Below are 13,549 nucleotides of genomic sequence, written 5' to 3'. Positions count from 1 at the left end.
GGTTTATTAAAATGATAAAAGGCCGTCTGAAACCTGATTTTTGGGTTTCAGACGGCCTTTTGTTTTATTGTGGCGTTTGTTCAAAACTGAGGACTTGAAAAGTATTTTTCAAAACAGATAAGCCCCAATTTATTGCTTCACTACCAAAATATCTATCTATCAGAGTCTGCCAATAGTGCTTTTCATTAAATTCTAGTAACGTAAAGCGAGGATCTTCGATTTTACTATTTAAAATTAGCATCACAGCAATCATATCTACTATTCCTTTAGGGTCATAAGGATCATCTAGCATATCTGGCCAAGATTGAAGATTAAACAATTGAGCAAATTCTCCAGCATCAGTTCGATTTTTATTGATATCATCCATTAACCTTGGATAAAAGCAGAAGATAAATACACCAACCACACGTAGATATAGGTGAAATGTTTTATTCCTAAACCCAAACCCATGACCCAAAGAGTGATACATCTCCAAAAATCGGACTAATCGTTCCGTCTCCCTAAGCGATAAATTATTCCGTTTAATCATTTCACTTATACAATCCACAACTCTATGCGCATTAAATAAGACCCCTTCTATATCACTACCTTTTATTAACCTCTTAAAATGATGAATTGAAACCAAAACTCGATCTTGCTCCGTTTGAGCCACAACCTGATCCGGCAAGGCAAAGCTATACTTCAAAAACTTATCTAAATATTTCTGCGCATCCACCTCTGCGCCATACCGATGATTAATCGCCGCGCACAGTTGCTTGGTATTCGTAACCAGCACGACTTTGACGTTTTCAATATCAAAGACATGCTTGATAACTTCCAGCATATCGACGGCGTAATCAGGGCGGCAACGGTCGAGTTCGTCGATAAACAGGATAATCGGTTTGCCCGCTGCCAATTCTTTTAGGCAGGCTTTAAGCGTTTCCAGATTTTTTTCTGCTTCAATTTGCTCTTTCAATAAGGCTTCGACGGTTGCATCAATAGTTGCATCAATGGAATGACTGGCAAGTGTGGTGGCAACACCAGCTACAGTTGCCGCAGCATTTTTTGCTTCTTGCCCATCATTTGTAATTTGGCTCATTCCCTCCTCTAAATCTTCCCATTTTTGCTTTAGGACATGACCAACCGCTGCTTTAGCAACGGTTTTCATCGCGAATCCTACTGCTCTTGCGACTTTCCTCGTAATATTTTTGCGCTGTTCAGACGGCTGCTCGCCAGTATCTTCAGGCGTACAGGCTTTGATGATTTCGGCAAGCAATGCCAGCAGAGGCTCTCCGCTGTGGTCTGAACGGAAGGCGTCAATATAGACGGGCTGATAATCGCGATGTTGCTCCTGCATAAGCCGAATCAGCTTTTTGCAAAATTCGGTTTTGCCCGTTCCCCAGCCACCGTCGATGACCATAGGGGAAAGGTCGATATCTGAGGTAAGCAGCCTGATGATGTTTTCGGCTATCGGCTTACGGTTAAATTCGTCATGTGTAGCAAAAGTTTTTTCTAAAGCTTGAGTTTCCATATTATCCCTTTGTCTGTCATAGGTTTTGTGTAACGTATTTTACTCTGTCATCAGTTTTTATGTTTTTATTCTTTTAAGTAATTAAAAATGATCAAAAAGGCCGTCTGAAACTTTCAGACGGCCTTTATTCGGATTAAACCTTACTTGGCATCTTTAAATCCACGTTTCAAATGCACCATCAGTAATGCGACGGCGGCAGGCGTTACGCCGGAGATGCGGCTGGCTTGGCCGACGGTTTCGGGTTTGTGCTGGTTGAGCTTTTGCTGCACTTCTGCCGACAAACCTTTGACTTTGCTGTAATCGATATCCTCGGGCAGCTTTAAGGTTTCGATGTCGCGGCGGCTGTCGATTTCTTCGTTTTGGCGGTCGATATAGCCTTGGTATTTGACTTGGATTTCGACTTGTTCGACCACGCTGTCGGCAAGTGCGGTTTCAGGTTGTGCGTCGGGCAGGGTCATCAGCGCGGCGTAGTCGAGGTTCGGGCGGCGCAGGAGGTCGTGCAGGTTGGCTTCGCGGCTGAGTTTTTGGCCGAATACGCGCAGCTGCTCTTCTTCGGCGAGTTTTTGCGGCGTGTACCACGTTGTTTTCAAACGTTGGATTTCGCGTTCGATGGCTTCGCGTTTTTCGTTGAACATGCGCCATTGTTCTTCACCCACCAAGCCGATTTTGTAGCCGTCTTCGGTCAGGCGCATGTCGGCGTTGTCTTCCCTGAGTTGCAGGCGGTATTCGGCGCGGCTGGTGAACATTCGGTAAGGCTCGTTCACACCTTTGGTGATGAGGTCGTCCACCAATACGCCGAGATAGGCTTGTTCGCGGCGCAGCAGGAGCGGGTCTTGTTCGCGGATGTATTGCACGGCATTTGCGCCAGCGAGCAAGCCTTGCGCGGCGGCTTCTTCGTAGCCGGTGGTGCCGTTGATTTGTCCGGCAAAGAAGAGGCCTTGGATGGTTTTGGTTTCAAGGCTGGCTTTGAGGTTGCGCGGATCGAAATAGTCGTATTCGATGGCATAACCAGGGCGCAGGATATGGGCGTTTTCGAGGCCTTTCATGCTGCGCACGAGGGCGATTTGGATGTCGAACGGCAGGCTGGTGGAGATACCGTTAGGATAGTATTCGTGCGTGGTCAGGCCTTCGGGTTCGAGGAAAATCTGATGGCTGTCTTTGTCGGCGAAGCGGTTGATTTTGTCTTCGATAGACGGACAATAACGCGGACCCACGCCTTCGATTTTGCCGGTAAACATCGGGCTGCGGTCGAAGCCTGAGCGGATGATGTCGTGAGTTTGCGTGTTGGTATGCGTAATCCAGCAGGACACTTGGCGCGGGTGCATATCGGCGCTACCGCGTACGGACATTACGGGAACGGGTGTGTCGCCGGGCTGTTCGGTCAGTTGGGAGAAGTCAATCGTGCGGCCGTCAATACGCGGCGGCGTGCCGGTTTTCAGACGGCCTTGAGGCAGGTTCAATTCGCGCAAACGGCCGCCCAAGGATTTGGCGGCGGGATCGCCGGCGCGGCCGCCTTCGTAGTTTTCCAAACCGATATGGATTTTGCCGGACAAAAACGTGCCGGCGGTCAACACGACGGCACGTGCTTTAAATTCCACGCCCATCGCGGTAACCACGCCGCTGATGCGTTCGCCGTCAAGCGTGACGTCTTCGACGGCTTGTTGGAAAAGGTCGAGGTTTTCTTGGTTTTCCAGCATTTCGCGGATAGCGGCTTTATATAGGATGCGGTCGGCCTGCGCGCGTGTGGCTCGCACTGCCGCGCCTTTGCTGGCGTTCAGACGGCGGAACTGGATGCCGGATTTGTCGGTGGCCAACGCCATCGCGCCGCCCAATGCGTCGAGTTCGCGCACAAGGTGGCCTTTGCCGATACCGCCGATGGAGGGGTTGCACGACATTTGACCGAGGGTTTCGATGTTGTGCGAAAGCAGCAGGGTTTGCGCACCCATGCGTGCGGCGGCAAGCGCGGCTTCGGTACCGGCATGGCCGCCGCCGACGACAATCACGTCGTAGGTTTTGGGGTAAATCATGTAAGTCATGTTTATGTGTTCTGTAAAGGTTTCAGACGGCCTTTTGTTGATCAGGCCGTCTGAAAAGTGGAATCAAATCTTGAAAAACCAAGCTTAGAAGGTATAGCCTGTTTCCAATTCATCATCGCCGACCAATTCGACCAGCAACGCATAAAGCGGCGCCAAATCGTTGTAACGGCGGGATACGCGGCGCAAATAGTTCAAGAAGCGCGGGATTTCCGGGCGGTATTTATCTTTGCCGTCGCGGTAGTACAGGCGGGCAAAAATACCGGCCACTTTCAAATGACGTTGTACGCCCATCCATTCAAACCAACGGTAGAACTCATCAAACTCGGCAGGCACGGGCAGCTGGGCAGCGCGTGCTTTTTCCCAGTAGCGGATGACCAAGTCCAATACAAATTCTTCTTCCCATTCGATAAACGCATCGCGCAGCAGCGACACCAAATCATAGGAAATCGGGCCGTAAAGCGCGTCTTGGAAGTCCAACACGCCCGGGCGGCCTTTTGCCAGCATCAGGTTGCGGACGATAAAGTCGCGGTGGACATACACTTTGGGTTGCGCCAACAGGGGCGGCAGCAGCGTATCGACGGTTTGCTGCCACAACTGGCGTTGCTTGAAGGTCAGCTCGCGGCCCAATTCTTTGGCCACAAACCATTCGGGGAACAAGTTAATCTCGCGCAGCATGACTTCGCGGTCGTATTCCGGCAGTTTGCCGGGTTGGCTGGCTTTTTGCAGCTCGATCAATTCGTCGATGGCTTCGAGCAGCAGGGCTTTGTGGGCGGTTTCGCTGTTTTCCTGATTCATGGCGGTCAGGAATGTGGTGTTGCCCAAATCGTTCAACACCATAAAGCCCAACGCTTCATTCACATGAAGCACTTGCGGCACATTGACCATATTAAACAGTTTTTGCACTTTCAAATAAGGCGCAACACTCATCTTCTCAGGAGGCGCGTCCATACAGATGACGGTTTGGCCGTCTGAAAACGTCGCGCGGAAATAGCGGCGGAAGTCGGCATCGGCTGCCGCAAAGCTCAATTCGAACGGCTGGTTCGGGTAAACAGACTCCAGCCAGTTTTGTAATTCGGTTTGTCGTTGCATAGCGGTATCGCAGAATTTCAGGTTACAATAACCGCTATTCTAACTGGCAAACCGATTTAAGGGGCGATTTTGGCTCGTTTATTTTCACTCAAACCCTTGGTACTCGCCTTAATTATGGGCTTTGGCGCAACAGCCGTGCGCGCGGAAGATGCTTCTGTTCCGCAGGCGGAAGACTATACCCCTGCCCACGCCGCTGAATCCAAACCGGCAAAAACAGGCCAAAGCGAAGCCGATCCGCTTTCTTTGGGCAGCACTTGTCTGTTTTGCGACCATGAAGATGCCAAGCCGGCCGAAACCGCCGAAATCAAACGCAGCGGCGAGCCTGCCCTGCCTGCCGATTACACCCGCATCAATGCCGATAAAATAGAAGGCCAGACCCAAGTCGGCGTCCGTGCCGAAGGCGACGTCATTGTCGAGCGCAATACCGATGTTCTCAACGCCGATTGGGCGCAATACGACCAAGCCGCCGATACCGTTACCGCCGGCGACCGCTTTACCCTGTATCAAAACGGTTCGACCGTATCCGGCGATCAATTGGTTTACAACCTCAAAGACCAAACCGGTTCCGGCACCGCCGTGCGCCTCAATACCGAACAAGGCGGCCGCCGCCTTCAAAGCGTCAGCGAAAAAGCCGAACTCAAAGGCAAAGGCCTCTACAAGCTCATCAACACCAAATTCAACACCTGTTCGCCCGGCGATGCCAGCTGGTATATCCAAGCGCAAAGCATCGAAGCCGATGAATCGACAGGCATCGGCGTGGCCAAACACGCTTCGCTGGTATTCGGCGGCGTCCCTGTCCTCTACACGCCTTGGGCAGACTTTCCCATCAACGGCAACCGCAAAAGCGGCCTGCTCGTTCCGACCATTGCCACAGGTTCAGACGGCCTTGAGCTGAGCCTACCCTACTATTTCAACCTTGCCCCAAATTTGGATGCCACCATCCGCCCGAGCATCATCAGCAAACGAGGTGTGCAACTGGGCGGCCAAGTCCGTTATCTGCAACCGAATTACAGCGGCGAAGTCGATGGCGACTGGATGCCGAACGACCAAAAAAGCGTCCACAACAACCGCTACCAGTTCAAATGGAAACACCAGCAGCAGCTGAACAGCAAAATCAGCGGCGGCATCAACTACAACCAAGTTTCCGACGACGATTACTACCGCGACTTCTACGGCCGTGAAGACATCGCACGCAACGTCAACCTCGACCGTCAGGCATGGCTCAATTACAGCGACAAACTGTTGGGCGGCAGCTTCGACGGCTCGTTGCGCGTACAAAAATATCAAACGCTTGCCAACCAAGACGGTTATAAAGACGAGCCTTATGCCATCATGCCCCGTCTGACCGGCCGTTGGCAAAGCCATCTCGGCAAAGCGCAACTCAACGTGTTCGGCCAATTCACCCGTTTTGACCACGATACCAAGCAAGACGGCAGCCGCGTGGTGCTCTACCCGAGCGTTAAATGGGACTTCCACAACCAATGGGGCTACATCCGGCCTAAAGTCGGCGTACACGCCACTTATTACAGCCTCAACAGCTTCAACGGCCAAAGCAGCCGCAATGTCAGCCGCGTCCTGCCGATCATCAACGTCGACAGCGGCCTGACTTTCGAGCGCAGGGCCCGTCTATTCGGCGGAGAATACCTGCAAACGCTCGAACCGCGCCTGTTTTACAACTACATTCCGACCAAGTCCCAAAACGACCTGCCCAATTTCGACAGCTCCGAAAACAGCTTTACCTATTCGCAGCTGTTCCGCGAAAACCTGTATTCCGGCAACGACCGTATCAATTCGGCCAACAGCCTGACGCTGGCCACACAAAGCCGCATCCTCAACCCCAACACCGGTGCGGAACTCTTCCGTGCAGGTATCGGCCAGAAGTTCTACTTCAAAAACGACAACGTCCTGCCTGACGGCAGCGTCAGCCGTTATCCGCGCAGCCAGTCCGACTGGGTAGCCTTTGCACACGGCAACATTACCCCGAGCATCCGCATCGACTTGGACATCCACTACAACCAAAACCAAAGCCGTGCCGAAAGCTACGCCGCAGGGATTGCCTACAACCCCGAACCCGGCAAAGTCTTAAGCGCTCGCTACAAATACGGACGCAACGAGCGCATCTATCTGCAAGCCAACGGCGACTATTTCTACGACAAACTCAGCCAAGTCGACCTTGCCGCCCAATGGCCGTTGAGCAAAAACCTATACGCCGTCGCCCGTTACAACTACGAAATCGAAGCCAAAAAACCGCTGGAAATGCTCATCGGTGCAGAATACAAAAGCAACTGCGGCTGCTGGAGCGCAAGCTTGGTCGGCCAACGCTATGTTACCGGCGAAAACAGCCACAAAAACGCCGTATTCTTCAACCTCCAACTCAAAGACTTGAGTAATATCGGCAACAACCCATTCGAAAAACTCCGCTTAGCCATTCCCGGTTACAGCAAAACCAACGAGGTAGTCAAACAATGAACTTCAAACCCCTGATTCTCGTCGCCGCACTCACTCTCGCAGTAGGCGCACACGCCGCCCCTAAAGCCAAAGCAAGCAAAGCGCGCGCAGCCAAAGCCCCTGCCGTCAGCGCCACCACCATGCCTGCCGTACAAAGCGGCGTACATCTTTCAGACAGCATTGCCGCAGTTGTCGACAACGAAGTCATTACCCACCGCCAAGTAGAACAAGCCGTAGCGCAAGCGCGTCAAACCATGCCGAAAGGCACACAAATGGACGCCAACGAGCTGCGCCAACAGGTTTTGGCCCAAATGATCAACCAATCCCTGATCCTCCAAGCCGGCAAACGCCGCAACATCCAAGCGACCGATAGCGAAATCGAAGCCGTCATCGCGCACAACCCCAACATCAAAAATCCGTCTGCCGCCGTCCGTCAAGACATCGCCGACAGCATTATTGTTGAAAAAGTGCGCCAACAGGCCATCATGCAAAACAGCCGCGTCAGCGACTCCGAAGTGGCACGCTACATCGAGCAGGCCAAACAACAAGGCATCACCCTGCCTGAAGCAGACCCTGTGCGCCAATACCATGCCCAACACATCCTCATTAAAGCCGACAACGACAATGCCGCCGTCGGCGCAGAAAGCACCATCCGCAAAATCTACTCACAAGCCCGCAGCGGCGCAGATTTCGGCAGTTTGGCACGCCAATACTCTCAAGACAGCAGCGCCGGCAACGGCGGTGATTTGGGCTGGTTTGCCGACGGCATGATGGTTGCCCCATTTGAAGAAGCCGTCCACAAACTCAAACCCGGCCAAATCAGCGCCCCTGTCCGCACCCAATTCGGCTGGCACATCATCAAGCTGAACGACGTCCGCGAAGCAGGTACGCCTGAAGAGCGCCAACAAAACGCCGTCCGCCAATACCTGTCCCAACAAAAAGCGCAACAGGCGACCACCAACCTCCTGCGCGAACTGCACAGCAGCTCCTACGTTGACGTACGCTAATCGCGCGTATTGTTAAAAAGGCATAAATCCGTACAATAAGGCCGTCTGAAAACCATTGTTCAGACGGCCTTTTCCCTTAAGCAACCATTGATTAAAGCACCCCATCATGTCCATCCGTCCCGACTGGCAAGCCGCCACCCTGCTGCAAGCCGAAGAAACCGCCCTTACTTCCGTCCACACCGGCCGCACTTACCGCATTCAAGCCGCGGCACTCGGCGAGCGTCCGGCAGGCGGCTATCCCGTACTGTATATTCTTGACGGGGACGCCTTTTTCCCCGCCATCCTCAATATGGCGCAATCCCTGCTCATCAACCCCATCACCAAAAGCCATGCCGCCTGTCTGATTGTCGGCATCGGCTACACCGGCGGCACCATCCGCGACTTAAGCCAACGCGCCCTCGACTACACGCCGCCGCTGCCCGACAACGCGTCCGAATCCGAACGCAAACAATACGGCCAAGCCGACCGCTTCAGCCGCTTTATCGACGACGAACTCTCCGCCCTGCTCGACGGCAAATACCGCATCGATACCCAAAACCAAGCCGTTTTCGGCCATTCGTTCGGCGCCTTGTACGGCCTCTATTCCCTGTTCACCCGCCCCGAACGCTTCCGCCATTATTTGCTGGTGTCGCCGTCTATCTGGTGGCAAGACCGCCGCGTACTCGATTGGCTGCCCGGCACATTGCCGCAAGGAATCGGCATCCGCCTCGGTGCAGGAGAACATGAAGGCAGAAACAACCGCCCCGACCAAACCAGCCGCGGCATGGTTGCACAAGCCAAAATCCTTGCCGGCACTTTGCACCATCTCGGCGCAGACGTCCGCTTTACCCTCTACCCCAACGCCAATCACGGCAACGCCCCGTTTTACGCCCTGACCGACTGCATCGAATATTTGCGCAGCGCATGGCAGCGTTGAAACAGGTTTGCCAAGCATTAAGGCCGTCTGAAACGCAAATACCAAAGCGTATTGAACCTATCGAATCAATTTGAAACCCTCTAAAATCCAATCAAAAAAGGCCGTCTGAAATCCATTGTTCAGACGGCCTTTGATATACGGTTTGCCAATCAGCCACTATCCCTGCTTTTTCCATTCTAAAGCCAAATCATACAGCGCCTTTTTATTCTCGCCGGTAATCTTGGCGGCAAGCTCGGCGGCTTGTTTGGTCGGCAACTCGGCCGCAAGGATTTTCATGGCGTTTTGCGCCGCTTCGGGCAAATCGCTGTGTTTCTCTTTCACGGCAGGGTGCAACACCAGCACCATCTCGCCGCGCGTTTGGTTGCTGTCGTTTTTAAGGGCGGCTTGAATTTCGGCAACCGTGCCGCTGAGGAAGGTTTCAAACGTTTTGGTGATTTCGCGCGCCAAAGTCAAACGGCGTTCGGGGAACTGCGCGGCCATATCCGCAAGGCTTGCTTCGATACGGTGCGGCGTTTCAAACATCACAATCGGAAAATCGGCTTCCACCCATTTGGCCAGTAGCTTTTGGCGTTCGCCGGCCTTAGGCGGCAGGAAACCGTTGAAGTAAAAATCAGATTCCGTCACCCCGGCCACGCTCAACGCCCCCATAACCGCGCTTGCGCCGACCACAGGCACCACTTTAAATCCGGCTTCGCGCACGCGGGCGGCAAGTTTCGCACCCGGATCGCACACCGCTGGCGTGCCCGCATCCGAAACTTGGGCAACGCTCAGGCCGTCTGAAAGATGGGCGATGATTTTATCGGCCATTTGCTGCTCGTTGTGTTCGCGCACGCTCACGAGTTTGCCCTGAATGCCGTACGCACTCAAAAGCTGGGCGGTAACACGGGTGTCCTCGGCGCAGATCATGTCGGCCTTTTGCAGGACGGCCAGCGCACGCAGCGTTATGTCGGCTAAATTGCCGATGGGTGTGGCGACAACGTATAATGTCTGTTTTTCGATGCTGTCGACGGCTTTTTGCAGGTGTTTTGTGTACATAGATTCAAGGCCGTCTGAAACGGCGTCTCTTTAAAAACAATAATTATATAACGGGTAAACTTTTCATGCGCTTAAACCACAAACAGGGGGCGGCGGCCGAAGATGCGGCACTGGCGTTCCTGCTGGGCAAAGGCTGCTCGCTGCTGGCACGGAACTGGCATTGCGCCTACGGCGAAATCGATTTAATCGTCAAAAACGGCGGTACGATTGTGTTTGTTGAAGTAAAATACCGCAAAAACCGAGGTTTCGGTGGTGCCGCATACAGCATCTCGCCGTCCAAATTATTGAAATTGCAACGAAGTGTAGAGTATTATCTGCAAAAGCACGGGTTAAACCATGCGCCCTGCCGCCTGGACGCGGTACTGATCGAGGGCGACGGCCCGCCCGAATGGATTCAAAATATTACAGGTTAACCTCATGACAACATTACAAGAACGCGTTTCCGCACATTTTGCCGAGAGCATCCGCGCCAAGCAGGAAGCTGAAAAAGTACTGGTCGAGCCGACCGCACAGGCCGCCGAGCTGATGCTGCAATGCCTGATGAACGACGGCAAAATCCTGGCCTGCGGCAACGGCGGTTCGGCTGCCGATGCGCAACACTTCGCCGCCGAAATGACCGGCCGTTTTGAAAAAGAGCGCATGGAATTGGCCGCTGTCGCGCTGACAACGGACACTTCCGCCCTGACCGCCATCGGCAACGACTACGGTTTCGACCACGTATTCAGCAAACAAGTGCGCGCGCTCGGACGTGCCGGCGACGTATTGGTCGGCATCTCCACCTCCGGCAATTCCGCCAATGTCATCGAAGCCATCAAAGCAGCACACGAACGCGACATGCACGTCATTGCCATGACCGGCCGCGACGGCGGAAAAATCGCCGCCATGCTCAAAGATACCGACGTTTTACTCAACGTCCCTTATCCGCGCACTGCCCGCATTCAGGAAAACCATATTTTGCTGATTCACGCCATGTGCGACTGCATCGACTCCGTCCTGCTTGAAGGCATGTAACCCTTTCTTTTCAGACGGCCCATCCCTTAAAGGCCGTCTGAACACCCACCCGTCCATACCCAAGGAAAAGGATATGAAGAATATCAAACGCTACGCCCTCCCCGTTCTGACAGCGACCCTCTTGAGCCTGAGTCTGAGCGGCTGCGTCGGCGCACTGATCGGCGGTGCTGCCGTCGGCACTAAATCCGCCGTCGACCGCCGCACCACCGGCGCGCAAACCGACGACAACGTTATGGCCCTGCGCGTCGAAACCACCGCACGCTCCTATCTGCGCCAAAACAACCAAGTCGAAGGTTACAAGCCCAAACTGAACGTTGTCGGTTACAACCGCCACCTGCTCCTGCTCGGCCAAGTGGCCACCGAAGGCGAAAAACAATTTGTTGAACGCATCGCCCGTTCCGAACAAGCTGCAGAAGGCGTGTACAACTACATTACCGTCGCCTCGCAAGCGCGTTCGCTCGGCGACGTGACCAACGACACCTGGGGCACATCCAAAGTCCGCGCCGCCCTGTTGGGCCTCAGCCCGGCTACCCAAGCACGCGTCAAAATCGTAACTTACGGCAACGTGACCTATGTCATGGGTATCCTCACGCCCGACGAACAAGCTCGCGTGACTCAAAAAGTCAGCACGACCGTCGGCGTACAAAAAGTCGTCACCCTCTATCAAAACTACGTTGCCAACTGATTCACAGGCAACCCGGGGCCGTCTGAATATTCAGACGGCCATTCCTCCAACTATTACCTGACCCATCATGTCAAAAAATAATAAAGCCCCTTTCCAACTTAAGCCCAAACACCTAATCCGCGCTTTATTCCTTGTCAGCTTTATCGCCGTCGCCGCCCTTGTCGCCGGCGTATTCAGCACCCTAAACTCCGGCAAAACCGCCCCCCCCGCAAAAAATCCGGCCGAACAAAACGACACACGCATTGAAGTTTGGCGTCCCAACGGCACAGTCGAACTTGAAACCGTCCAACCCGCCCAAGAAGGCGACGAAAAAACTGCTTCCGGCAACCCGGTTGTTCCCCAAACCGAAAAAAGCGACAAAGCCGAAGAAGGTACAAAAAACGACCGTCCTGCCGCACACCGCGGCAAACGCACAGAAAACAAACGCGCCGAAACCGACAAATCAGAAAAAACACAATCCGACAACAGCAGCCCTGCCGCTCAAAACACACCTCAAGCAGACAGCCAGCCGGTAGCAAACAAAGCCGCAGACAGCAAACCGGCCGCACAAGCAGCAGAAAACAAACCGGCAAAAGCCAAAGCCCCCGAGTCCAAACCGACTCCCAAAGCCGAGCCTGAGGCCAAACCACAAGCCAAACCGCGCAACAAAGACAATCTCGACAACCTGTTTTAAACAGACGGCACACCCGTCCCGTTCAGACGGCCCCCATGCCGTCTGAAACAAGAAGGAAACCTCATGGACAAAGTCATCATCAAAACCCCCGAAGAAATCGAAAAAATGCGCGAACTTGGCCGCTTGGTCGCCGAAGCCCTCGACTACATCGGCCAATTCGTCAAACCCGGCGTCACCACCAACGAAATCGACAAACTCGTTTACGATTACCACGTCAACGTTCAAGGCGGTTATCCCGCCCCCCTCAACTACGGCAACCCGCCCTACCCGAAATCCTGCTGTACCTCCGTCAACCACGTTATCTGCCACGGCATTCCCGATGACAAGCCGCTGAAAGAAGGCGACATCGTCAACATCGACCTGACCATTAAAAAAGACGGCTTCCACGGCGATTCCAGCCGCATGTTTACCGTCGGCAAAGTCTCCCCGATTGCCCAGCGCCTGATCGACGTGACCCACGCCTCCATGATGGCGGGTATCGAAGCAGTCAAACCCGGCGCCACCCTCGGCGATGTCGGCTATGCCTGCCAACAAGTTGCCGAAAATGCCGGCTACTCCGTAGTTCAAGAATTCTGCGGCCACGGCATCGGCCGCGGTTTCCACGAAGCGCCGCAAGTGGTCCACTACGGCCGCAAAGGTCAGGGCCTCGTCCTCAAACCGGGTATGATTTTTACCATCGAGCCGATGATCAACCAAGGCAAACGCCACCTGCGCATCCTGAACGACGGTTGGACAGTGGTCACCAAAGACCGCTCCCTTTCCGCCCAATGGGAACACGAAGTCTTGGTTACCGAAACCGGCTACGAAATCCTCACCATCAGCCCTGCCACCGGCAAGCCTTGAACTTGAAAAATTTTCAGGCCGTCTGAAAATACAGATTCAGACGACCTGAAATTTATCCGTTTTCTCGACCCGTCAAACCGAATAAATGCTCGAAATTAAGTTTTTACCCATAATGAATTGTTTAGTTATGTAAAAATTTGCCCACGCCATATTTAAGATAATCGCATAATTTAATGATTTATATGCCAAAAATTATACGAAATAATGAATTAAGAAATATTTACACAAATTATGGCAAACAGCGGCAAACTTCTTTCGAATATACTGTCTAATTATCTAGATCAGTCATTTGCAAT

Annotated in this window: 12 protein-coding genes; 8 read left to right on the top strand and 4 right to left on the bottom strand. The window is 53.3% G+C overall.

The genetic code is table 11. From position 1 onward, the window contains the following. Nucleotides 1–64: 64 nt before the first annotated feature. The 3 genes from BBP27_RS09760 to amgK form a co-directional block, all read right to left on the bottom strand. Nucleotides 65–1,510, bottom strand: coding sequence for a KAP family P-loop NTPase fold protein (locus tag BBP27_RS09760; RefSeq protein ID WP_070461232.1), 1,446 nt, complete (start codon nt 1,508–1,510; stop codon nt 65–67). A gap of 140 nt (nt 1,511–1,650) precedes the next feature. Beyond that, nucleotides 1,651–3,546, bottom strand: a complete 1,896-nt coding sequence (mnmG, locus tag BBP27_RS09755; protein ID WP_070461233.1) for a tRNA uridine-5-carboxymethylaminomethyl(34) synthesis enzyme MnmG — start codon at nt 3,544–3,546, stop codon at nt 1,651–1,653. A gap of 84 nt (nt 3,547–3,630) precedes the next feature. Beyond that, nucleotides 3,631–4,635 (bottom strand): N-acetylmuramate/N-acetylglucosamine kinase AmgK, encoded by a 1,005-nt coding sequence (gene amgK / locus BBP27_RS09750; RefSeq protein ID WP_188211547.1) that lies wholly within the window; start codon nt 4,633–4,635, stop codon nt 3,631–3,633. A gap of 69 nt (nt 4,636–4,704) precedes the next feature. Here amgK and BBP27_RS09745 point away from each other — a divergent pair, with 69 nt between their 5' ends. The 3 genes from BBP27_RS09745 (at nt 4,705) to BBP27_RS09735 (ending at nt 9,006) form a co-directional block, all read left to right on the top strand. Further along, nucleotides 4,705–7,104, top strand: a complete 2,400-nt coding sequence (locus BBP27_RS09745; protein ID WP_349306393.1) for an LPS-assembly protein LptD — start codon at nt 4,705–4,707, stop codon at nt 7,102–7,104. Next, the gene (locus BBP27_RS09740) at nt 7,101–8,090 is read left to right on the top strand and encodes a peptidylprolyl isomerase (RefSeq protein ID WP_188211546.1); all 990 of its coding nucleotides are present in this window, start codon (nt 7,101–7,103) and stop codon (nt 8,088–8,090) included. The genes BBP27_RS09745 and BBP27_RS09740 overlap by 4 nt, the downstream gene beginning before the upstream one ends. Before the next feature lie 106 nt (nt 8,091–8,196). Further along, nucleotides 8,197–9,006, top strand: coding sequence for an alpha/beta hydrolase (locus BBP27_RS09735; RefSeq protein ID WP_188211545.1), 810 nt, complete (start codon nt 8,197–8,199; stop codon nt 9,004–9,006). 156 nt (nt 9,007–9,162) lie between these two features. Here BBP27_RS09735 and rsmI read toward each other — a convergent pair whose 3' ends face one another. After that, nucleotides 9,163–10,041, bottom strand: coding sequence for a 16S rRNA (cytidine(1402)-2'-O)-methyltransferase (rsmI, locus tag BBP27_RS09730; protein ID WP_188211544.1), 879 nt, complete (start codon nt 10,039–10,041; stop codon nt 9,163–9,165). Between the two features lie 65 nt (nt 10,042–10,106). Here rsmI and BBP27_RS09725 point away from each other — a divergent pair, with 65 nt between their 5' ends. The 5 genes from BBP27_RS09725 (at nt 10,107) to map (ending at nt 13,253) form a co-directional block, all read left to right on the top strand. Next, entirely contained in the window at nt 10,107–10,454 is a 348-nt protein-coding gene (locus tag BBP27_RS09725; protein ID WP_049322470.1) for a YraN family protein, read from the top strand. 4 nt (nt 10,455–10,458) lie between these two features. Then, the gene (locus BBP27_RS09720) at nt 10,459–11,052 is read left to right on the top strand and encodes a phosphoheptose isomerase (RefSeq protein WP_003749391.1); all 594 of its coding nucleotides are present in this window, start codon (nt 10,459–10,461) and stop codon (nt 11,050–11,052) included. 73 nt (nt 11,053–11,125) lie between these two features. Continuing rightward, entirely contained in the window at nt 11,126–11,737 is a 612-nt protein-coding gene (locus BBP27_RS09715) for a BON domain-containing protein (protein ID WP_036493677.1), read from the top strand. 67 nt (nt 11,738–11,804) lie between these two features. Beyond that, the gene (locus tag BBP27_RS09710; RefSeq protein WP_188211543.1) at nt 11,805–12,410 is read left to right on the top strand and encodes a prolipoprotein diacylglyceryl transferase; all 606 of its coding nucleotides are present in this window, start codon (nt 11,805–11,807) and stop codon (nt 12,408–12,410) included. A 63-nt stretch (nt 12,411–12,473) separates the two neighbouring features. Next, entirely contained in the window at nt 12,474–13,253 is a 780-nt protein-coding gene (gene map, locus BBP27_RS09705; RefSeq protein ID WP_036493672.1) for a type I methionyl aminopeptidase, read from the top strand. The last annotated feature ends 296 nt before the right edge of the window (nt 13,254–13,549 follow it).

Source organism: Neisseria sp. RH3002v2g (assembly GCF_014596425.2).
Taxonomy (GTDB): Bacteria; Pseudomonadota; Gammaproteobacteria; order Burkholderiales; family Neisseriaceae; genus Neisseria.
This window is presented reverse-complemented; position numbering and strand designations above follow the sequence as displayed.

Coding starts and splice junctions, on each gene's coding strand:
- BBP27_RS09760 (WP_070461232.1), bottom strand. CDS start 1,510: ATGGAAACTCAAGCTTTAGAAAAAACTTTTGCTACACATGACGAATTT.
- mnmG (WP_070461233.1), bottom strand. CDS start 3,546: ATGACTTACATGATTTACCCCAAAACCTACGACGTGATTGTCGTCGGC.
- amgK (WP_188211547.1), bottom strand. CDS start 4,635: ATGCAACGACAAACCGAATTACAAAACTGGCTGGAGTCTGTTTACCCG.
- BBP27_RS09740 (WP_188211546.1), top strand. CDS start 7,101: ATGAACTTCAAACCCCTGATTCTCGTCGCCGCACTCACTCTCGCAGTA.
- BBP27_RS09735 (WP_188211545.1), top strand. CDS start 8,197: ATGTCCATCCGTCCCGACTGGCAAGCCGCCACCCTGCTGCAAGCCGAA.
- rsmI (WP_188211544.1), bottom strand. CDS start 10,041: ATGTACACAAAACACCTGCAAAAAGCCGTCGACAGCATCGAAAAACAG.
- BBP27_RS09725 (WP_049322470.1), top strand. CDS start 10,107: ATGCGCTTAAACCACAAACAGGGGGCGGCGGCCGAAGATGCGGCACTG.
- BBP27_RS09720 (WP_003749391.1), top strand. CDS start 10,459: ATGACAACATTACAAGAACGCGTTTCCGCACATTTTGCCGAGAGCATC.
- BBP27_RS09715 (WP_036493677.1), top strand. CDS start 11,126: ATGAAGAATATCAAACGCTACGCCCTCCCCGTTCTGACAGCGACCCTC.
- BBP27_RS09710 (WP_188211543.1), top strand. CDS start 11,805: ATGTCAAAAAATAATAAAGCCCCTTTCCAACTTAAGCCCAAACACCTA.
- map (WP_036493672.1), top strand. CDS start 12,474: ATGGACAAAGTCATCATCAAAACCCCCGAAGAAATCGAAAAAATGCGC.